At 37.7% G+C, this 21,303-nt stretch carries 22 protein-coding genes; 16 read left to right on the plus strand and 6 right to left on the minus strand.

Translation table 11 applies throughout. From position 1 onward, the window contains the following. Window positions 1–15: 15 nt before the first annotated feature. Window positions 16–798 carry a hypothetical protein gene (locus tag AY601_RS05615; RefSeq protein WP_068397673.1) on the plus strand — a complete coding sequence of 261 codons (783 nt, stop codon included), beginning with the start codon at window positions 16–18 and terminating at the stop codon, window positions 796–798. Window positions 799–833: 35 nt separating this feature from the next. Then, complete coding sequence (locus AY601_RS05620; protein WP_068397679.1) at window positions 834–1,457, plus strand: carbonic anhydrase family protein; 624 nt, start codon at window positions 834–836, stop codon at window positions 1,455–1,457. 68 nt (window positions 1,458–1,525) lie between these two features. On the opposite strand, the gene AY601_RS05625 is transcribed toward AY601_RS05620, so the two are convergent. Together AY601_RS05625 and AY601_RS05630 are read right to left on the minus strand one after the other, a co-directional pair. After that, window positions 1,526–3,352 carry an ATP-binding protein gene (locus AY601_RS05625; RefSeq protein ID WP_068397681.1) on the minus strand — a complete coding sequence of 609 codons (1,827 nt, stop codon included), beginning with the start codon at window positions 3,350–3,352 and terminating at the stop codon, window positions 1,526–1,528. 158 nt (window positions 3,353–3,510) lie between these two features. Next, window positions 3,511–3,747 carry a hypothetical protein gene (locus AY601_RS05630; RefSeq protein WP_068397683.1) on the minus strand — a complete coding sequence of 79 codons (237 nt, stop codon included), beginning with the start codon at window positions 3,745–3,747 and terminating at the stop codon, window positions 3,511–3,513. Between the two features lie 216 nt (window positions 3,748–3,963). Here AY601_RS05630 and AY601_RS05635 point away from each other — a divergent pair, with 216 nt between their 5' ends. From AY601_RS05635 to AY601_RS05650, 4 genes are all read left to right on the plus strand, one after another. Beyond that, a complete protein-coding gene (locus tag AY601_RS05635) occupies window positions 3,964–4,182 on the plus strand; it encodes a hypothetical protein (protein WP_068397685.1) in 219 nt (72 codons plus the stop codon). Between the two features lie 299 nt (window positions 4,183–4,481). Next, complete coding sequence (locus AY601_RS05640) at window positions 4,482–4,661, plus strand: DUF3606 domain-containing protein (RefSeq protein ID WP_068397687.1); 180 nt, start codon at window positions 4,482–4,484, stop codon at window positions 4,659–4,661. An 11-nt stretch (window positions 4,662–4,672) separates the two neighbouring features. Beyond that, window positions 4,673–6,193: a DEAD/DEAH box helicase gene (locus tag AY601_RS05645; RefSeq protein ID WP_232324701.1), complete on the plus strand. Its 1,521-nt coding sequence runs from the start codon at window positions 4,673–4,675 to the stop codon at window positions 6,191–6,193. Window positions 6,194–6,319: 126 nt separating this feature from the next. Continuing rightward, complete coding sequence (locus tag AY601_RS05650; protein WP_068397689.1) at window positions 6,320–6,520, plus strand: hypothetical protein; 201 nt, start codon at window positions 6,320–6,322, stop codon at window positions 6,518–6,520. Window positions 6,521–6,671: 151 nt separating this feature from the next. On the opposite strand, the gene AY601_RS05655 is transcribed toward AY601_RS05650, so the two are convergent. Further along, window positions 6,672–7,343, minus strand: a complete 672-nt coding sequence (locus AY601_RS05655) for a DUF6766 family protein (protein ID WP_068397690.1) — start codon at window positions 7,341–7,343, stop codon at window positions 6,672–6,674. Between the two features lie 125 nt (window positions 7,344–7,468). Beyond that, window positions 7,469–8,056 carry a ferritin-like domain-containing protein gene (locus AY601_RS05660; RefSeq protein WP_068397693.1) on the minus strand — a complete coding sequence of 196 codons (588 nt, stop codon included), beginning with the start codon at window positions 8,054–8,056 and terminating at the stop codon, window positions 7,469–7,471. A gap of 375 nt (window positions 8,057–8,431) precedes the next feature. On the opposite strand from AY601_RS05660, the gene AY601_RS05665 reads away from it, so the two are divergent. The 9 genes from AY601_RS05665 to AY601_RS05705 all read left to right on the plus strand — a co-directional run bounded on the left by AY601_RS05665 (window position 8,432) and on the right by AY601_RS05705 (window position 17,330). Next, on the plus strand, window positions 8,432–9,205 hold the full coding sequence (locus tag AY601_RS05665; protein WP_068397696.1) for a DNA-formamidopyrimidine glycosylase family protein: 774 nt from the start codon (window positions 8,432–8,434) through the stop codon (window positions 9,203–9,205). 24 nt (window positions 9,206–9,229) lie between these two features. Further along, window positions 9,230–9,931 (plus strand): type 1 glutamine amidotransferase domain-containing protein, encoded by a 702-nt coding sequence (locus tag AY601_RS05670; protein WP_068397698.1) that lies wholly within the window; start codon window positions 9,230–9,232, stop codon window positions 9,929–9,931. A gap of 98 nt (window positions 9,932–10,029) precedes the next feature. Next, on the plus strand, window positions 10,030–10,509 hold the full coding sequence (locus AY601_RS05675; RefSeq protein ID WP_068397701.1) for a DUF892 family protein: 480 nt from the start codon (window positions 10,030–10,032) through the stop codon (window positions 10,507–10,509). Between the two features lie 116 nt (window positions 10,510–10,625). Continuing rightward, the gene (locus AY601_RS05680) at window positions 10,626–11,708 is read left to right on the plus strand and encodes an ATP-binding protein (RefSeq protein WP_068397704.1); all 1,083 of its coding nucleotides are present in this window, start codon (window positions 10,626–10,628) and stop codon (window positions 11,706–11,708) included. A 166-nt stretch (window positions 11,709–11,874) separates the two neighbouring features. After that, the gene (locus tag AY601_RS05685; RefSeq protein ID WP_084359123.1) at window positions 11,875–12,492 is read left to right on the plus strand and encodes a MarR family winged helix-turn-helix transcriptional regulator; all 618 of its coding nucleotides are present in this window, start codon (window positions 11,875–11,877) and stop codon (window positions 12,490–12,492) included. Window positions 12,493–12,498: 6 nt separating this feature from the next. Further along, on the plus strand, window positions 12,499–13,335 hold the full coding sequence (locus tag AY601_RS05690; protein ID WP_068397714.1) for a phytoene/squalene synthase family protein: 837 nt from the start codon (window positions 12,499–12,501) through the stop codon (window positions 13,333–13,335). Window positions 13,336–13,340: 5 nt separating this feature from the next. Continuing rightward, a complete protein-coding gene (locus AY601_RS05695) occupies window positions 13,341–13,982 on the plus strand; it encodes a flavin reductase family protein (protein ID WP_068397716.1) in 642 nt (213 codons plus the stop codon). Window positions 13,983–14,122: 140 nt separating this feature from the next. Then, window positions 14,123–14,974 (plus strand): GNAT family N-acetyltransferase, encoded by an 852-nt coding sequence (locus AY601_RS05700; RefSeq protein ID WP_068407229.1) that lies wholly within the window; start codon window positions 14,123–14,125, stop codon window positions 14,972–14,974. A 52-nt stretch (window positions 14,975–15,026) separates the two neighbouring features. Next, a complete protein-coding gene (locus AY601_RS05705) occupies window positions 15,027–17,330 on the plus strand; it encodes a PAS domain-containing protein (protein WP_068397718.1) in 2,304 nt (767 codons plus the stop codon). A 48-nt stretch (window positions 17,331–17,378) separates the two neighbouring features. On the opposite strand, the gene AY601_RS05710 is transcribed toward AY601_RS05705, so the two are convergent. After that, window positions 17,379–18,566, minus strand: a complete 1,188-nt coding sequence (locus AY601_RS05710) for an FAD-dependent oxidoreductase (RefSeq protein WP_068397721.1) — start codon at window positions 18,564–18,566, stop codon at window positions 17,379–17,381. 76 nt (window positions 18,567–18,642) lie between these two features. Beyond that, the gene (locus AY601_RS05715) at window positions 18,643–19,500 is read right to left on the minus strand and encodes a helix-turn-helix transcriptional regulator (protein ID WP_068397724.1); all 858 of its coding nucleotides are present in this window, start codon (window positions 19,498–19,500) and stop codon (window positions 18,643–18,645) included. A 187-nt stretch (window positions 19,501–19,687) separates the two neighbouring features. On the opposite strand from AY601_RS05715, the gene AY601_RS05720 reads away from it, so the two are divergent. Then, the gene (locus AY601_RS05720; RefSeq protein ID WP_068397727.1) at window positions 19,688–21,286 is read left to right on the plus strand and encodes a serine hydrolase domain-containing protein; all 1,599 of its coding nucleotides are present in this window, start codon (window positions 19,688–19,690) and stop codon (window positions 21,284–21,286) included. Window positions 21,287–21,303 lie beyond the last annotated feature (17 nt).

The raw sequence follows: 21,303 nt of genomic DNA on the forward strand, positions 1-21,303 counted from the left end.
TCAACAAATAGATTTATGAAAAAGATACTAACTATAGCCAATAGCATTGCCTTAATCATCACAATTGTGATCAATTATCTTGCTAACACCGGAATATTTAATGGCAATACCATGAAAACGGTTTCTGATAAATATTTCAATTATTTTACCCCTGCAGGTTATGCATTCTCAATCTGGGGACTCATTTATCTCAGTTTATTAGGTTTTGTGTTTTATTCGTGGCGTAGTCTTCTTAAAGAGAAAGAAGAGGATTCACTACTCTTAAAAATCAATTGGTGGTTTGTCCTTTCCTGCTGTGCTAATTCCCTATGGGTTATTGCATGGCTTTATGACTACACAGGCTTATCAGTTGTTATTATGGCTGTTTTATTGGGCTCCTTATTGAAAATTATCATGAATACAGGTATGGAATTGGAAGCTCGTCCCTTAAAAATGTATCTTTTCATTTTTTGGCCTTTTGCCCTTTATTCCGGATGGATTTCTGTAGCGATAATTGCAAATATTGCAGCCTATCTAACTAAAATCAAGTGGGATGGATGGGGAGTTTCTGATGTGACCTGGACAATTATTATGATTTTAATAGCTGGTTTGATCAATGTATTTATGATCAGAAAACGAAACTTACGCGAATATGGTGTAGTAGGGATTTGGGCATTAATGGCTATCTCTGTATCAAATAAATCTGCAAATGGCAGCACGGCTGTCTGCTATGCTTGTTACGCCGTTGCGGCAATCTTATTGGTTTTTATAGTATTGAGCGGTTTGAAAAACCGGAATAGTTCAATTGATAAGATGTAATACTTGGTTATATTCGGACGTTTTAAAAATTAACTATGCGCACACATTCAAAAGAAACACAAAGTAGCTTGACACCTGATCTGGCACTTGAAATTTTAAAAGAAGGAAACGAGAGATTCGTAAATAACTTAAAAGCAAACCGGAACCTTTTACAGCAAGTCAATGAGACCTCTGCCGGGCAATTTCCTTTTGCCACTATTTTAAGTTGTATGGATAGTCGTACCTCTGCAGAATTGATTTTCGACCAGGGGCTTGGTGATATTTTCAGCATCCGGATTGCAGGGAATGTTCTAAATGAAGACATTTTAGGGAGTATGGAATTTGCCACTAAAGTGGTGGGCACGAAAATAGTAATCGTGCTAGGGCATACTAAATGTGGAGCTATTGTTGGAGCTTGTAATAATGTGAAAATGGGAAACCTTACAGGATTACTGGAGAAGGTAATGCCGGCAATAGAAAGCGAAAAAATCACTGAGGAAAACAGAAATGGATCGAATCCTTCCTTTGTAAATAATGTCACTAAACTAAACGTGCAATTAACAATTGAACGCATCAGAAACGAAAGTCAGATCGTATCTGAATTGGAGCAGCAAAAGAATATTAAAATTATAGGAGCTGTTTATGATGTGGATAATGGGAAAGTCGACTTCTTCGATTAGCTGTTTACCTTGTAAAAGCACGGCCCACTAATTAAACTTGGTGGGCTGTGCTTTTTAAAGCATGGCATTTAACTTTCTTTATGGCTGAATGTTAAACGAAAAGTTGAACCAATTCCTAATTCACTTTCAGCAACTATTGTACCCTCATGTTTCTCGATAATTCTTTTTACAATTGCTAACCCAACACCCGAACCTTCAATATCCTTGACATTGTCCATCCTGTTAAATAGTTCGAATATGCTCAATAAGTCATTTTGGGCAATTCCAATACCATTATCTATGATACTATAATGGACTTTATTTCCAATTAATTCACCAGATATATGGACCTTAGGAGCGCTGGAATGCTGCGAATATTTAACCGCATTACCAATTAGGTTAGAAAACACTTGTAATACCATAATAGGATCGCCTTGCATATCTGGAACTTCACCGACAATGATTTTTAAATTTTTGTTAGCGTAGATCAGCTGAAGATCGTTGATTATTTCAGTTATTAAATCTTCCGTTTTAATAGGTTGGAAGAGCATTGCTGTACGCCCAACACGTGAATAATCAAGAACAGCGTTAATCATTAAATTCATTTGATCTGCCCGGTCAGCTATTCTATGCAGCATTTTTTGGCCGCGCTCTAAAATGTTTTGGTCCCTGATCAGTAATTGGGCATAACTTTTAATCGAGGCAATAGGATTCTTCAAATCATGGGAAATCGTATAACTAAAGCTTTCCAGCTCCTGATATGCCAATTTAAGCCTTTCATTCATCATACGGGCAGTTCCTGCTTTGTGGTTTAGTCCATAGTTGACTTCCTCTTTTAGTTTGATAACTGCCTTAATATCTTCAATAGACCAACCCTCAGCAACACCACTTATCGTTTCTGTCCATATTGCAAATGAATTTCTAGGAGAAATGTTAAGTAATCCATTGCTATCCATAATTACTGGTTTGTCTGGATTTCCTGCCCATTTAACGTTTTGAACCTGTTCTGCACGGAACCAAATCAGATAATCTCCCAGTTCTTTAGAAAGTACCGAAATCAATATTCCGCTTGCGCTATCTTTATAGGCAGAAGCTTTAGGGTACACAGCAGAAAAACTATCAGTTTGGTATAGCGTATCTTTGACCTGATCATTTATCCAAAACATCAAATCAAGTAATTGTTGATCATTGGGCGTTTTCCCCAATTTATATATTTTATTATCGTGCACAAGCACGGCTCCATCAGACTTAACTACATCTAATAATGTTGTTTCTTCTGAAGTCAGTGCTTTCTCTATACTTTCGGTTTCAAGCAGTTGTTTAATGATTTTTTCCAGGCTGTTTTTGAATTCATTTTCATTTCTCAGGATTTCTTCATTTTGTCTGAACTCAAGTGCGGACGATGTTATCTGGCCGATTAGTTTAGCATATTCCCTGGATTTAAAATCAATAAAACGTGGTGTATAATTATGACAAGCTATTAATCCCCATAATTCATCTTTAAATTTCAAGGAGATACTGAAACTGGAAGCCACGTCCATGTTTTTTAAGTACTGAATATGGATAGGGGATACAGCTCTTAATTGACTAAATGTTAAATCCAGGTCTTGGGGATTATTTTTTGCTTTATTAATTCTTGCCGGGTGTGCTTCAACATCGGCAATTAATCGCGTTAAGTTCAATTTATATAATTCACGTGCCTGCCTGGGAATATCGGATGCTGGATAATGTAAACCAAGCCATGGAGACAAATCCGGATTTTTAGATTCAGCTACAACTTCACCGTGCCCATCTTTTGCAAAGCGATAGATCATTACTCTATCAAAATTTATAACCTGTTTTACTTGAATAGCAGTATTTTCCAGTAATTCCTCCAATTTGGAATAGGTAAGGATTTCAGCAATGGTATTGCCCATCAGTCCTTGTACATCTAACTGGAAACTGGATGCCGATAACTCGAATTCTAAAATATATTTTCCGTCACTTACGGAAATGATTAAATAATATTGGATTCCTGAAATCGTTACCGGAATAGGATTAATCCTTTCAAAACCTTTAGCTTTTCCGGAAGAAATCAGCTGCCTGCTTGATCAGGTTGATAATCCTGATCAAGCAGGCTTTCTATATGACCAATCGATTTACCTATCAATACATCAGGGACCGGAGCAATAAAATTGTTGATGTTATCACTGTGAAACTGAATACTCATTTCATCATCTATGACGACCAGGAAACCGTGAGATTGTATCTGTCCTGGAATGTGAATAGGCTCAATATCACAATTAGTTAAATCAACTTGGAAATTAGACATCACATTTAATTAGATTGTAAATATGGACTATTTATTACGGTTTAAAAATCTTTATTAAGCTATCGCAAATTATAATCGAAGATATAAATGATTAATTTTTTTTTAAATAGTAATTTATCAAAGGATAAATAAATTCAGGAAAATAAGCAAGTATTTTGAATGTGCAGCGTTATCATAATATAAATTAACCAGATACAGGATTAAGCAGCTTATCAAATGGAATATAAAATCAAATTAAAAGACGGAACTACGAAAATTATTCAAATCCTTGCGACCACATTTAAAAAGCTTAAAGTATGGAAAGTTGGTTTTGATGGAAAAGAGTTTCTGCTTTACAAAGTTGGGACAGAATGGATGCAACGCACAGAAGATTATCTGGAAGAATGTTATGTCATCTCCATAGGAGCCTATATTGATAGCCTGGAATTAAATTAAAAAATATTCATCTTAGCAATTTGCAAAATATTATAAGCGCGGGTTAATTCCTTTTTGCATTTTCAATTTCCGGTATTACATCTTCCTGAAGTAAGAAGCCTGCTTTGACCAGATCTTCACTCTCTTAATCGTATTGATGATTATCAAATTCAAAAAACCGTGTCTTTACTTATACGTTTCATTAATTTCTTTTAAAGCCTTGAAGACAGTTTAGAGAGGGTTTTCATGAAAGAGGACTTTTAAATAGAATTAAAAAACAACTTTAAAATAAAGATGTTATAGCCAAAAATACTTATATTATGGATAACAAACAGAAAACGGGAAATCCTGACAAAGACAGAATTAATGTAAAAGAAAGCTATGAACTGGAATATTGGTCTAAAAAATTTAAAGTTACGCCAGATCAATTAAAGCAAGCGGTTAAGTCAGCAGGAACTTCAGCGATTGAAGTGGAAAAACTTTTGAAAAAACTTAAGTAATTCGGATTGTGATGATGAACCTTCAGTCAAAATGCAGCCCTCGGCTGTATCCTTACCAGGAAAATGACATCAATATATTGTTTGAAAAATTAGGAGCTCATGAGCGCAATCACAGATTACTCTACCAGTTACCAACCGGTGGTGGAAAAACTGTGATCTTTTCGGAGATTGCACGCAGGTATATTGCTAAATACCAGAAAAAGGTGATCGTGCTCACGCATCGCAAAGAACTGTGCAGGCAAACTTCCTCGGTCTTGAAAACTGCAGGTATAGCTAACAAAGTGGTGAATAGTGCGCTCAAAAAAATTGGCAGGGGAGATGGTTATCCTTGTTATGTAGCGATGGTAGAAACGTTAAAGAACCGGATCAATGATGGTTTAATTGATTTGAAACGTGTAGGTCTGGTTATTGTAGATGAGGCCCATCACAATTCTTTTCATAAACTCCTCAGCAAGTTTGAGTATGCCTCCGTCATTGGTGTAACTGCTACGCCCTTCAGCTCAGATATCAATTTACCGATGAATAAAAATTATGATGAGTTGGTGCTTGGCGCCCCTATTGGAGAGCTCATTGCGCAGGGATTTTTAGCAAAACCAAAGACTTTCAGGTACGATGTAGAGTTGAATACTTTGAAAACAGGTTTAAATGGTGATTTTACGGTAAGTACTTCTGATGAATTATATGCTTCCCCGGCAATGCTTGAACTGTTGGTCCACGCCTATGAATCTCATGCTAAAGGTAAAAAAACTTTAATTTTTAATACGGGAATTTTTACCTCACGTAAGGTTCTGGAGGTGTTTTCAGATCTTGGTTATCCTATAAGGCATCTGGATAACAAGACCAGGCCTGAAGAAAGGGAGGAGATTTTACACTGGTTGAAAAAAACCAAAGGTGCCATCCTGACCTCCGTCTCCATTTTAACTACTGGGTTCGATGAGCCTTCAGTACAGACGGTAATCCTGAACAGAGCAACCACTTCGTTAACGCTTTATCACCAGATGATCGGTAGGGGGTCGAGACGTCTTCCCCAAAAGAAAACTTTTACGATTGTAGATCTGGGAAATAATACGGATCGCTTTGGCCACTGGAATGCTGCGGTTGATTGGAAACATGTTTTTGAAAATCCTGAGGTTTACCATGAAAGTTTAACGGCAAAAACCAGTTACCAGGCACACCAGATGCCTGCTGAAATGCGTTCTAAATTTCCTAATAGTTTTGAGATTTCTTTCGATGTGCAGTCAGCACATCTGCTGGCCTTGGCAAATGGCTTAAAACCTAAAATTGTTATTCGTGATTCTATCAGACAGCATGCATTAATGTGTGCAGACAATAGCGACTGTATTCCTGATGCCATTGCATTGATCACTGAATTGGAGAGAGAAATTGATTGGAGAATCAAACAATATGCAAAATGCCTGGGTAAGGTAACTAAAAATTATACAGAGTGGCTTCGTGAAGATTATCATCAAAAGCTGAAAATACTCATTGAAAAGCTAATGCGCAGAAGAGAGTTGATGCGAATGGCTGTTTAGTGAAGCATTTAAAAATGAAATTTAACGACAGCCGTTTCTGGAATGTCCCAGGATCTAATTGAATTCTTGTGAAACAATATATCAACTTACCTGTTCCAAATTAAGCAAAGCTTAAACTCATTTTTTATGAAAACACAACTTCCAAATCTGAAGATATATGCTGAAAAGCTGAACACCAGCAATACAATTATTCTTTCCACTGCAGGTTTTCAAGGTTCGCAAACTGTTGACCCGGCTAATTCAAAAAGCCTGACGATGGATTTTCTGGAGGAGTTTAAAGAAGCCATTAATTCAGGAGATGAAAGCCTCTGGCGGATGTGGCGTTAATAGGGGTAGAAAAAACAGGGATCAGGATTTATTTAAGTAATTTAAAATCTCTTTTTGAGCATCAGTAATAGATATTTACTATAAAAAACCGGATAGTTATTTGACTATCCGGTAAATTACCCATTATTATTTATGAATTTATAATTGATCACTACTTACCGGTTTCCAGATGTGGCGCATCTACTGGTTTAGACTCTGGAGAGCCTTTTTGACGTAAGTAAATGGTTAAAAATACGATTGAGGCTACTGACAAAAACTCGCTTTGCCAGTTCTGAAAGGTTTCAAACCAAAACTCTGACTCCCCGAGGTAATCCATTAAAGTTATTGTTGGAAGTTTTTTAGCAAGCTGTTCAACGTTGTGGTTATCCCAGCTTCCGTATAAGTGCATGGCCCAGCTGGCAAGAAACAAAATCACAAAACAAATAGAAAGAGAATTACTATATAATTTCAGGATCCAGCCACCCTTTCTTACGGGCCAGGGTGCATGAGGTGACGGTATTGGCTCCCTATCGACTTCTTCGGGCTGATCGAGCTGTTTGGACTCTGCAGAACCAATTTGGCGGAGGGAAATTGTTAGCATCACATATAACGCCATTTGGAGAAATTCACTTTCGAAGTTTTCGAAAGTTGCCGAAATGAAATGACCACTTTTAAGATAAGTACCTAAGCTGATTTCCTGTACGTGATTTTCCTTTAAATCCTGGTTATGTTGCTTCCAGCCTGTCAATGCCTGAGCACCAAGTGTAATCACAAATAAAAAAAGGAAGACTATAGTGAGTCCGTTACGATAGAAGTACGAAGATTGTACTGGTTTTGTTTTCATGCTTCAATTTATAAAAGGTTAATGCTATGAGGGGAGCCGCTCCGCTGGGTAACCATCATACTAATCATAAATTCAAACAAATTTTATTGCAGGCCAAGTCAACATTAGCTTGGCCTGCAATAAAATTACTCAGCAGCAGCCTCTTCATTGATGAAGCTTTCGGCTACTTCAGTCAATGCTACATCAGTTGCCTTTTCGTTGTCTAAAGTGAATTGCAATAACTCAGCAACATCAGTGTGCCCCATATTTTGTGCGAAGACTACAAGCGTCCCGTAGGTAGCGATCTCATAGTGCTCTACTTTCTGTGCGGCAAGGATTAAACCTGCGTCACGGATCATCGTACCCGCATCAGTATCTTCAATGATACTGTCCGCTTCTTTTAACAGGCCCTCCATAGCATCACATTTTTTTGCCTGTGGCTTTTCATCTAATAAGGTGAATACCTGCTCCAGGGTTGCGATGTGTGTATTGGTCTCTTCAGTATGTTTTTCAAAAGCAGTAGCCAGTTCAGGACTGGTCGCTGCTTTTTTCATTTTCGGTAAAGCTTTAACCAAATGTTTTTCTGCCCAGTAAATGTCTTTCAACTCATCCACAAAGAATTCATGGAATTCAGAGTTTTCCATCTTACCGGTTTTTCCAGTGGATTTTGAACCTTTTGTTTTGGCGTTTGCTTTTGAAGCTGATTTTTCGTTTGATTTTGGTGTAGTTGCCATAATTATTTGATTTAAAGATTGTTTATTATGTTTCTTTTTACATGCATTTAATCGAGCTTAGGGTACAACCCTATAATTTATTCTTTGTTTATTTTTTTTGAATTTTTAAATAGGAGTGAGATGTAATTAAATAATCAGAATAAACATATCTGATCAGCCTTTTTAAAAGTCTGAGTTTTTTTGAGGATTTTGGCGATGGGACAATGTTGAATACGTTTAGGCATCAATGTACTAAGACGTTCAATTATACTAATTTGAGTATAGGAATAAGGGTTGATTAAACTAGTTGAAAAAGGAATTTCAACTAGTTTAAAAAAACAACTTTAAAATAAGTATGTTATAGTTGAAAAAATATTGAAATAATAAATAGTCATTATGCCTGAATTACCTGATCTGGAGGTTTTTGCTAAGAATTTGCAAAAGCGTTTTAAAAATAAAATTCTGGAAACTGTTGAAGTGAAAGTGGCTAAAAAACTAAATGTTCCCGGTAAGGAATTGAAGCATGTGTTAGAAGGCCATCAATTGAAAAGTGTCTCCAGGGTTGGAAAGACTTTGCAATTGCATTTCGATAATGATGCGATACTGGGGATGCATTTAATGCTGCATGGTGAACTTAAAGCATTGGAAGAAGAAGAGGTTAAATTTCAAATTGTTTCTTTTCATTTCAAAGACGGAGACGGCTTTGCTTTGACAGATTTTCAAAAAGCAGCAACGCCGACGCTGAATCCAGAATATTCTGATGTACCTGATGCTTTGTCTTTGAATCCTGCACATTTTAAAGATTTACTGGCAAAAAAGAAGGTACAGATCAAGACTTTACTGATGGATCAGCACTCAATCAGAGGAATCGGTAATACTTATGCAGATGAGATTCTCTGGGAGGCTAAAATCTCGCCTTTTTCTATAGCAAAAGCGATTCCTGAAGCTGGAGTGGAGAAATTGCTAAAGACAATTATTCATGTCTTGTCTAAAGAATCTGCCGATATCGCCAGAAAACTTCCAGACGCGTTAAATGGGGAGGTAAAAGATTTTCTGAGAATACATCACCCTGATTTAAAGCAAAGTCCAACTGGCGCAGTGATTCAGATTGAAAAGAAAGGCGCCAGAAAAACTTATTATACGGATGAGCAAATATTGTATACACTTTAAACTGATTGCCTAAACTTATTTATGATGAAGCGAATACTAATGATCCTTACATCCCATCAGCAGATGGAAAATACTGATAGTAAAACTGGCGTATGGCTTGGAGAATTTACTGATCCTTATTATGAATTTATTGATCAGGGATATCAGGTAACTTTAGCTAGTCCTTTAGGTGGTAAGCCACCTGTGGATACAATGAGTGAACTAACTGAGCATGTTACAGGTGCTAATCGCAGATTTACGGATGACGAATTTGCTCAAAGTGCGTTCAAGCATACACATACATTGGTCGGGTTATCTGCTACTGATTTTGATGCGGTTTTTTTTCCTGGCGGTCATGGTCCAATCTGGGATTTGGCTAATGATGAGTTGAGCGCGAAATTAATTCTGGAGTTCTTTGATTTGGATAAGCCAGTAGCTGCGGTTTGCCATGGACCGGCGGCTTTGATTAAGGCAGCAGAACTTTCTCCGGGATTATTAGCTGGTAAAAAGCTGACAAGTTTTACCAACACAGAAGAAAAATTGGTAGGAAGATCAGCTAATATCCCTTATAAACTAGAGGATAAACTTATTGAACTTGGAGCTGATTTTAAATCTGCTTTGCTTCCTTTTCTTGTTAATGTGGAAACTGATGGGTTATTAATTACAGGGCAGAACCCATTGTCAGCAGGACCTGTAGCTAAGGCTTTAATAGAAGTTTTGGAGAAGGAGATTGAAAGTGAATTTTAAAATAAAATGCCCCGCAAGGGGCTTTTTTTTGATGATATTAAGGGTACAAACTTTTTTTTTATAAAAATGTTCTACCACTAAATATAACTTAACGGATAATGCTTGAAAATATTTATTTAGAGAAATTAAGCAACATGTTTGTTGCCGAAAAGAAGTACATTCTTTGTTTGAAAAAACTTTCGGCAGCGGCATTAACAGATGAATTGCGCAGAGGATTATTACCAGATTCTTCTGATCAGCATATGCATATTGAGCGTTTAAAACTGTGCTTTGAAATACAAAAAGCAAAAAAGGTTGGGATAATCTCACCACTTGATGCGTACTTTTTTGAGCACAGTAAGGATGTGGTTAAAGGAAAAGTTCCTTCATTGGAGAAAGATATTTCTCTCCTTCATACTTCCCAACAGATTTTTCAGCGAAAAATTCATGGCTATTATTCTTTGCAGCAAATGGCAATAGCTTTGGGCTTGGAACAAGCTGTTCTGTTGCTGGAGCAATGTTTTAAGGATGACCAGAATGCATATAATTATCTGGTACAGATTTCGCAAAACATTATTTATCCTAAAGCAGTAATTTAGTAATGACAAATTAGTCTGAAAGCCCTTCGCAGGACGATAAAACAATTATAACTTATAGTTGTTCTTTACGAGATCTTAAATACACGATCATTTTGTTGGCTAATGCGATTACATCTATGCAAACTAAGAACGAACTAATTAACGAATTGAGTGAACTTAATGAAGAACTCGAAAATTATTTCAGCAATACTATTATTCCACAACTTTTCATAGATGCAAACCTTGTGCTGAGAAAGTTTACACCACCGGCAATGAAGCAATTCAATCTCAAGTATGAATTTATTGGAAGAAATATAGGTGAAGTTCAAGAAAATTTTAGATTTCCAACTTTTATAGACAATATAAAAATGGTGATTGATACTGGGACTATTTTGGAAAAAGAGATCCAAACTACTGATATGCACTGGTATCAAATGAATATTCTTCCTTATCTGGTGAGGAAGGAAAATAAAACTAATGGTGTGATCATTACCTTCGTAGATATCACACCTCGCATCAGAGATTTAAAAGAGCAGGAAAAGCTTATCACTGAGCATGAATTATTATTAGATACGATTGCTCACGATATCAAAAATCCACTGCTTGCACTTGGCTTAACCATTCAAATGCTCAAGAAACTTCCAGAAAAAAAGATAGAAAGATTCCCTGTACTTCTTGAAAATGTGGAGAGAAGTCTGTTTCAAATGAAGAAAGTAATTGGTGATCTCGTTGATTCCCGCTGGCAGGAACAACGGTATCAGGCTGAGAATGAATTGCTGGATTTACAGAATATAATTGAGGATGTTAGGTTAACGCTCGCTCCACAAATTGCTGAAGCCAAAGCATCAATAATAGTCAAGAATCTGGAGACTTCTCAAATAAAATTTGTTAGGCGTAAGTTGCGTAGTGTCATTTATAACCTGCTAAATAACGCAATAAAATATGCTCACCCAGATCGGAGCCCCAACATTTTGATCTCCTCTTATCAGGAAGACTGTTATATGGTTATCAGCTTTGCTGACAATGGAATGGGCATAAGTCAAGAAAACCAAGGTTCAATATTTGAAAAGTTTGAGCGGGTAGAAGGAATAAAGGAAGGATCTGGTGTGGGTTTGTATTTGGTTAATACCATTGTCACAGCAGCTGGAGGAAAAATTATCATTGAGAGTAAAGAAGGTAAGGGTTCTGTATTTAAAGTGTTTTTGAAAGCCGACAATTAAACGCCTGAATAAATTTAGCTAGTCAATCAATTATGTAGACAACATAAAATCAAACCTCCTTTTTTTTAGTATTTTTTTGTACTAATAAAATATGTAATATCATTTTTAAACAATAAATACTACTTATTTGTACTTAATAGTGTATTATTGTACTAAATTATTGGAGATGATGTATTACGATTTAATAAGTGAAGTGATAGGGCTCATTAAGATTTATGAAAAGGAAACTGATCATAAAAGTCAGGACGGACACTTATTTGCGCAATGGATGAACGAGCATTATAAAAAAAACGATCATCAGATTATTTCAGAACCAGAATGGGAGGGGAAGTCCAATGGACGTTCTGCTGACAGTGTGATTAACACTTCATTGGTACATCTTTACCGGTATGCTAAACTCAATGCAAAAGCAGCAATAGCCAATACATCTTTTTCTACTCCCGATGAATTTATTTATTTAATTAGCCTGGTTTCATTAGGTAGTATGACTAAAACGGCCCTTATTAAGTTAAATGTTCATGAGAAGTCTGCAGGAATGCAAATCGTAAATAGATTGATCAACAATGGGCTCGTTGAACAGGCCTCGCTGGACAGCGATAAAAGGAACAGAATGATTCATATCACTTCAAAGGGAACTCAAGTGCTGAATGACAGTATGCAGAATATTAAAAAAGCCTCAAGCGATGTGACTGAGCCACTATCACACCTTGAAAAATTGGAGTTGATCAGGTTAATGACAAAACTTGAAAGCTTTCATGAATCGAAAACAAGAATGATTTCTTAAGAACCTATGAAAGAAATATTTGATAATCTATCGGACGAGTTTAGTAAAATGATTACTAAACGTTACAGTACCAGTTTCTCATTAGGTATTTACTTCTTAAATGAAAAGATCCGTCAGCCTATTTATTCTATTTATGGTTTTGTACGGCTGGCAGACGAGATTGTAGACAGCTTTCACGAGTTTGATAAAGACATCTTATTAGCTAAGTTTAAAAGGGATTGCTTTGAGGCTATTGCTGATGGAATCAGTTTGAATCCGGTACTAAATTCTTTCCAGCAAGTCGTGAACAAATACCATATTGAAAAAGAGCTTATTGAATTATTTATTCAAAGCATGGAAATGGATCTCAAAAAGGAATATTATACGGTTGAAAAGTATGATCAATATATTCTGGGCTCTGCTCAGGTGGTAGGTTTAATGTGTTTGCAAGTCTTTACAGAAGGGGATAAAACAGGCTACGAAAAATTAAAGAATCCGGCAATGAAATTGGGTGCTGCATTTCAAAAGATAAATTTTCTCAGAGATATAAATGCAGACTATTATACCTTAAGCCGCAACTATTTTCCAAATGTGGATCTGGCTACCTTTTCTAACATTGAAAAATCAATTATAGAAGACGACATTGAAGAGGACTTCAAATTGGCATTAGATGGGATCCGGCAATTACCTTCATCTTCCAGAAATGGTGTTTACCTTGCCTATGTATATTATAAAAAGTTATTTAACAAGATTAAAAACAGTCCTGCCGAAAAAGTAATGACCGAAAGGATCCGCATTTCCAATGCCCGTAAGTTTGGGTTGATGTTCGACTCAATTATTCGATACAAAACCAATACAATATAATATAAATGGAAAGACTTCAGCGTGATCAGATTTATCAATTGGAAAAGCAATACAGGATAAGCCTGATCAATAGCTTAGTTGGCTACAAATCTTTGAACCTTTTAGGGACTATCAGTAATGAAGGTATTACTAATTTATGCATCATTAGTTCTGCATTTCACTTAGGGGCTAATCCGCCGCTTTTGGGTATAGTAATACGTCCGGAACGTGCACACAATGATACCCTTACCAATATTAAATCAACAGGACAATATACTTTAAATAATGTATTACCAGATTGGTATATGCAGGCTCACCAGACCAGTGCTTCTTATCCAGCCGGAGTATCTGAATTTGATGTCTGTGGATTGAAAAAATTATATGTTAATGGTTTTAAGGCACCTTTTGTGCAACAATCCACTATTCGTATAGGTTTGGAACTAAGGGAAGTCATTGATATAGAAATTAACGGTACAACTATTTTAATCGGAGAAATTGTTCAAATATTATCTGATGATCAAATGATTGCAGCAGATGGGACGGTTGACCATGTTAAAGCAAAGACAATGACTGTTGCTGGGCTGGATTCCTATTTTCTTCCAGAATTTGTTGGACGTTTAGCTTATGCAAAGCCGGGGATTGAAACCCATGAATTAAAACAATCTTAATGTAGCTGACAAAAAAACATCATAAGCTCAATATTTCCTGCAAAAACCACTAAATGATAGAAAAATGTAATTAATAGTTTCATATTTTTTTATTTTTGAATGAAGTGAATTAGTATTACTGTGGTTGAATGTTAGTGCCTATGGAAATTAAAAATTTAGAAAATATTGAGCTGGAAAAATTGGTGTCTGTTATCAATTTATCATTTTCGGACTATATCGTGCCGCTGCAAATGACTTTGGAGTTATTGAAATCAAAAATAGTAGCAGAGGATATTCAACTTAAATTGTCTACCGGAGTATTTGATGGAGATCAAATGGTAGGTTGTATGCTCCATGGATTACGGGATAGTGATCAAGGACAGGTAGTGTACAATGCTGCTACAGGAGTAATTCCAGACTACCGTGGAAAAGGATTAGTGCGTGAAATGTATACTTATTTGCTGCCTGAATTGAAAAAAATACAGGTAAAGAAGATGATGCTGGAAGTGATTACAGGAAATCATGCTGCAATAAAAGCATATGAGAGAATTGGCTATACTGTTGCCAGAAAACTAGATTGCTACACAGGGAAACTTAATGTCGAAAAAAGCACTTCAATAAGCGCATTGAAGGAAATTGACAGCTTTAACTGGGCCGCATTCCTTTCTTTTTGGGATATCATTCCATCCTGGCAAAATGCAGGTCAGTCATTGGAAAACAGCAAAGAACACTGTTGCACTATTGGAGCTTTTAGCGATGAGCTATTAGTGGGTTATGCAATATTTAATCCAACATCAAGAAAAATAAATCAGTTCGCAGTTGCCGAAGCCCATCGTCGTAAAGGTGTTGGTAGTCAGCTATTTTCTTATATCAATGAAACTGTTGGGCAGCAGGATGTATACGTTTATAATGTTGATCATAGTTCTGCCTCCACAATGGGATTCTTAAAAAATCTGGGACTTCGTGAAAAAATAGCGCAGTTTGAAATGACCAGGCTGGTAGAGGATAAATAAAGGTCTTTTTTGCCTTTGCATATTTATTAGCCTATTTTAGTGTTTTTTATAAATGATGAATTTAACAGATAGTCCGCTCCTCAAGACCATAGTTGAAAGTGCTCCGGTAGGGATATGTATTCTTAATGCAGAAGATCTTATCGCAGAAATGGTTAACGGGAAATTTCTGGAGATTGCAGGGAAAGAGAAAAATGCTATCCTTGGAAAGTCTTTCTGGGAGCCATTTGCAGAGATTAGCGCCTATTATCAGGAGGCTCTTTCACAGGTAATTGTGACAGGAGAATCCTATTGTACAAATGATGTCAATCTTATGGTTATAAGACATGGCAAGAAGGAACAGATCAATGTAGCTTTTGTCTATGCCCCTGTGCCCGATGAAAACGCTGTGGTCAGCAAGGTAGCAGTCTGGATGATGGAGAACACTCCTCAAGTACGCAACAGGGAAAAGTCTGATCAGGCCACTGATAACCTCGAAAAGATATTGAATATGTTACCTGCTTCGGTTGTAGTGATCCGCGGACAGGAACTTATAGTAGAGATGATCAACGACACAAATCTTTGTTACTGGGAAAAGTCCAGAGAGGAAGTAGTGGGGAAACCATTTCTGCAAATATTACCAGATCTTGCCGATCAGCCTTTTGCCGGGCAGCTGCGCCGGGTCATAGAAACAGGAGAGGTGATCGATGTAAAAGAAAGCCAGGTACTGTTTACCATGAATGACGGAACAATACGCGAAACCTATGTTGATTATACTTACCAGCCGCTTTCGGATCTGGAGGGAAATAGGAATGGTGTTCTTGTAATGTCTTTTGAAATTACTGAACGTGTATTTTCCAGGCGGCTATTGGAAAAATATGCGCAGGAACTAGCTTCAGCGAATGATCAGCTTTCTATTTCAAATAATAAGTTAGCAAAGAGCGAGGCGCGTTTTAAGTTCCTGATCCAAGAGGCTCCGGTTGCGATCGGGGTATTGCATGGCAGAGATTTGGTGGTGGAAACAGCGAATCAAAAGATTTTGCAGGTTTGGGGGAAGACCAAACAAATTGTCGGTCTTCCGCTTGCTGTGGCACTTCCTGAACTCGAGGGGCAGCCTTTTCTGGGGATATTAGACAAGGTTTATACCTCAGGGAAGGCCTTCTATGCGAATGAGATCAGCGCGATGTTAGAGCATGGTGGTGAGTTGAAGAAGATATTTTTCAATGTGGTTTACCAACCGGTTGCCGGTTTGGATGGCGCAGTTTCGGATATTCTGGTTGTTGCAGTAGATGTGACCGAACAGGTAAATTCCAGAAAGCTGGTGGAGAAGAGTGAGCAGCATTTCAGAAGGCTGGCCGATCTGGTGCCTGCAAAGATTTCCAATGCGCTTCCCAATGGAGAAGTCACATTCTTTAATAAACAATGGTTGGATTTTGGAGGGATGAGCTTTGAAGATCTTCGGGATTTTGGCTATCACCAGATGATGCATTCAGATGAGATTGCTGCTTTCCAGGCAGGGCTTGCTGAAGCGTCACGTAATGGTGTCCCTCACATTTCTGAGATGCGTTTCAAGAATATTGATGGAGATTATATTTGGCACCTTAACGTAGCTTCGCCCATTTTAGACGATCAGGGAAAGATAACCATGTGGGTATGTTCAACGACCAATATCCAGTCGCTGAAAGAGGAAGAACAGCGTAAGAGCGATTTTGTAAGCATGCTGAGCCATGAGCTAAAGACCCCTGTGACTTCTATCAAAGGACATGTGCAATTGCTGTTGAGGCTGCTTGCCCGGGAAACTGGTTCAGAATTCCTGGGTAAACTGAATTCTTCTTTATCGCGTATAGACGCCCTGCTATTACAGTTGACCGGACTTATAGGCGATATGCTCGACCTGAGCCGGATTGATGCAGGAAGGATGGATTTGAAAAAGGATCGCTTTTTTATTGATGGTTTGGTTACTGAGGTGGTCGAAGACTTCCGTTTAAGTCATCAGCAGCATTTCTTTCATTTAACTATTGATAACAATATCGAAATTACTGCAGATAGAGACCGCATTAGCCAGGTACTGATTAATCTGATTGCTAATGCTATCAAGTATTCACCTTCCAGCAAAGTTGTCGATATTTCAGTAGCCCTTGCAGAAGATGAAGTACTTTTATCTGTCAAAGATTATGGCATCGGAATAGAGGAAAAAGATCAAAAAAAAGTATTTGACCGCTTTTTTAGAGTAGAAGGCCATAATGAAAAGTATTATAGCGGTTTTGGGATCGGACTATTTTTGGTCCATAACATTGTATCAAGACATGGGGGCAGGATTTCTGTGGAAAGTCAGCGGAATAAAGGATCTTTGTTTACCGTGCATCTTCCAGTATTGTAATAGAGATTAAACGTAAATCATTAGCGGAAAAGAAAGCCTCTTTGGAGGCTATTCTTTTGATAATCCAATGGGCGTAAACTGTTTGATCAGTTTTTTAATTGATTCCTCAGAAGGGGAAGCAAAATCTTTTATCTCTTCGAGTGCCTCTTGTCCTAGTAACTTTGCTCTTAACTGCATTTGGTTTTCATAGGCTGCAATGGCGGCTTCTATATTTTGAAATCCGCCACTGGTCAAACATTCACTTAAATCCAAAGCATCCAGCATTGCCGTATTCACACCCTCACCTGAAGGAGGCATCAAATGCGCTGCATCTCCAATAAGTGTGAGGTTCGGTTTTGCTTCCCAATGCTGATCTAAAGGGAAATAATTCAATGGTCTTGGAACAAAATGACTACATGCTTTAAAAAGTGTAAAAAATATTGGATCCCATCCTTCGTAATAGTTCACTAAGTAAGTATAAACTTTTTCACTGTCATTAAAATCTATCCCACTGGTCTTGATCCAATCTTCAGGGTAAAGAGAGGAGGCATAATACGTGAGCCCGCCATCACCTCTTGGTTGTGCAGCGATAGTTTTGCCGGAACCCATCGCAATAAGATTGCCTTTGTTAACCAAGGCATAAATTTCAGGACATTCCTTTTCAGGATCATCTATTTCACCTTGAATGATAGTTGCGCCCGAATACAGGGCTTTAATGTCTGTTACATAAGGACGGATTTTTGAGCGATATCCTTCTGCTCCGATCACAAGGTCTGCAGTCGCTGTTGTGCCATTTTTAAATTGTAGTTCCCAGATATTATTTACTTGCACCATGTGCTCAAATTGACTATCCCAAACAACGGTATCAGGCAGAAGACCAGCTATTAAAATGTTCCTTAACGCACCTCTGTCAATCTCTGGTCTGAAGTGTTCGTCGCCAAAACTTTCATCAGAACTTTGCTCATGTTCATCTGCGAGAATTTTCGCATTCTTGTCAACCAGACGAAACTTGTCGGCCCCAGGCATGTAATTAGCTTTGAAAGCCTCCATTAAACCTGCGTCTTCCATAACTTTCAGGCCAGATTCAAAGTGTAAATCGACGATTGCACCCTGTACACGTGCTTCATTATTGAAATCCCTTTCATAAACTTTCACATTTGCTCCTTTAAGTTGTAAAAGCCTGGCTAATGTTAAGCCACCCGGACCACCACCTACGATTGCTATTTTCTTATCTTGTAATAGATTTATTGTTTCCATTTCTTTATCCTTCTTTTGATACAAAGGAACATCTTATACACAGTGCAAGCAATGCGGATACGCAGTGAATATAGGACTATTCGAGGTTTTTAGTCCGGAAAGCTAGTGGTGTCATCCCTGTGATTTTTACAAATAACCGGGTAAAATAAGAGTAATCATCATAACCAAGTCCACCTGCAATCTCCTTTACGGATTTGTTAGAATGGTAGAGCAATCGTTTGGCTTCCAGAATAACACGCTGTTGTATATGGTAGGAAACTGGATGTCCTGTTATAGTTTTGACGCATTCATTTAAGTAGGGGGCAGATATGTTCAACTGTTCAGCATAGATCATTGGACTTTTTATCTTTATAAAATAATGATCTAATGAAGATTTAAATGATTTAGTGATCACCTCAGAACGTGAAAAGTTATCTGTGGTTTTAGCTTCAGATAAATACTGGGATACGACTAAGGTGACTAATGTGTTAAAACTCTCTTTCAGGATGAAATTATATAGTTTCTCGTGTTTCCTTTCAGAAAATTGTATGCATAGAGAGGCCGTTTCTGAAATAATAGCAAGTGTCTCTGTTTTTAAAGCCAGAATATTTGCAGGAGTGAGGCCTGCCAGTAATTTCAGGGTGTCCTGATGCAGGTTTTCGCTGGTGATTATCCAGCTGGTGGTTGTTGCATTTTCAAATGCGATTACGCGATGTATTTGATCAGGATGTATATAGATAATGGAAGGTGCTTCTATACGATGTTTTTGAAAGTCAATTTCAATATGGGTGGCTCCTTTCTCCTGTAATATAAATAAATGCCCATTGTCACGATGCGGGCGCTCAACTTCTTTAATATCAGGGGGGCCATTGAAAAATTTTCTCTCCATAAATATTCCTTCTCTGATTCCTGAAGGCAATGTATTTACATGAATATGGTTGCTTTTTTTTGACATCGTAAGCTACATTTGCTTTTTGGCTCCAATAATCCCGAAAATAAACAAAATACCTGTCATTTTTTTAATTCAAGCCGCTCAATAGTTAATGTAACAAATCTTCCATATTCTATTCTAAATAAGATTATTGAAAGATTCAATTCGGGTAAATTCTTGTATTGTAATCTCTTATTTTTATATAAAAATCATGATACGGAAATTTAATGCCATTCTCCTTTTTCTTACACTGCCTCTTTTTGCATTGGAATCCTATGCACAGAAAATGACCTTTTTTGATTTCAGGCCTGCAAGAGATAGTATCCAGACTTCTCGCGCTATCTCTTCCTATAATGTCGGTTCAGACAAGGATTTGTACCTGTTGCTCTCACCAGAGGCTTCCCTTCAAGCTGAACTTGCTAAATTCGCTCCTGCACTAAAAGCAGAAGAGCTATTGGCCAAGGGTAATTATAGTTTCAATTTTTATGTAGATGGTAAAAAGGCTTATACTGAAAACCTGGGGCCAGGTGCCATCCTGCCACAAGATAAGACTACTAACCGTCCTCTGGATATCGTTCTGATCAGCTCGGGCAGGTCTGGTTTATGGAGCATTAACCTTTGGGACCGATTTATGGCAAAAGCTGGAATGTCGCTTTTGAGTGCGCAACCTAAGGTGCTGGAAATAGGTGTGAGCGTATATATTGAACAGAATGGCACGAAATATAGTTCTGAGCTGATAAAGGCAAAAATTAAGGTGACAAGAATTCCAAAGAAAATCGATCCGCTGAAAATGGGGCCACAGCACATCGCCGCAGAAAGTGGTTTTAAACTTTCCAAAGCGAAGCTGAATAAAGAACTGATTGTTACACTAAATACAAAGATTGCCGATCATACCTACCGCATGATCAACGGGATCGTAGTCTTGAAGAAAGGGGAATTGCTTTTGGAACAGTATTATAACGGAGAAAAAAGGGAAACGCTGCACGATCCGAGATCGGTAAGTAAATCGATAACTGCAACCCTCACAGGAATGGCTATCAAGGAAGGTTTTATAACTTCTGAAAATCAGAGGCTCATGGAGTTCTATAAGCTCCGGAATTATGCGAATTATAATACCAAAAAGGACAGTGTAAAAATTGTAGACCTATTGAGTATGAGTGCTGCATTTGAAGGGAATGATGAGGTGGAAACCTCTGCTGGAAATGAAGAGAATATGTATCCAACAGCCGATTATACGAAATTTGCACTTGACCTTCCAATGGATCCTGCACGCCAGAATGGTCAAAGCTGGTCATATTTTACCGCGGGTACTAATTTGGTAATGGATATTCTCGACAAAAGTATACCGGGCGGGGCAGAGGCATTTGCTCATAAGAGACTCTTTGTACCATTGGGTATAGACAAACTTGAATGGGCACGAACACCTCAGGGCAAGCCTTTTGGGGGTGGCGGACTCAGGTTACGCGCGCTTGATTTTGCGAAGTATGGTCAATTATATGCTAATGATGGCATATATAATGGTAAGCGGCTGCTTGAAAAATCATGGGTAGCGCAAAGTTTTTCTCCTTTACAAGTACTTCCAGCTGATAGACCTGGTTTTTACGGGCTTCTCTTTTGGAACAAGGCTTTTGTTGTAGCTGGTAAATCTTACCAGGTAAATTATAGCAGCGGAAATGGTGGAAACAAGATTTACATGTTCAAAGATCTGCCCGTTGTAATCGTGATCACCGCTTCGGCCTATGGTAAAGCCTTCGCACACGTCCAGGCAGATGAAATTGTAGAAAAATACTTGCTACCTGCAATATTATAATGTTTTAAATTAGCAAG

The sequence above is a fragment of the Pedobacter cryoconitis genome, assembly GCF_001590605.1.
GTDB lineage: Bacteria > Bacteroidota > Bacteroidia > Sphingobacteriales > Sphingobacteriaceae > Pedobacter > Pedobacter cryoconitis_A.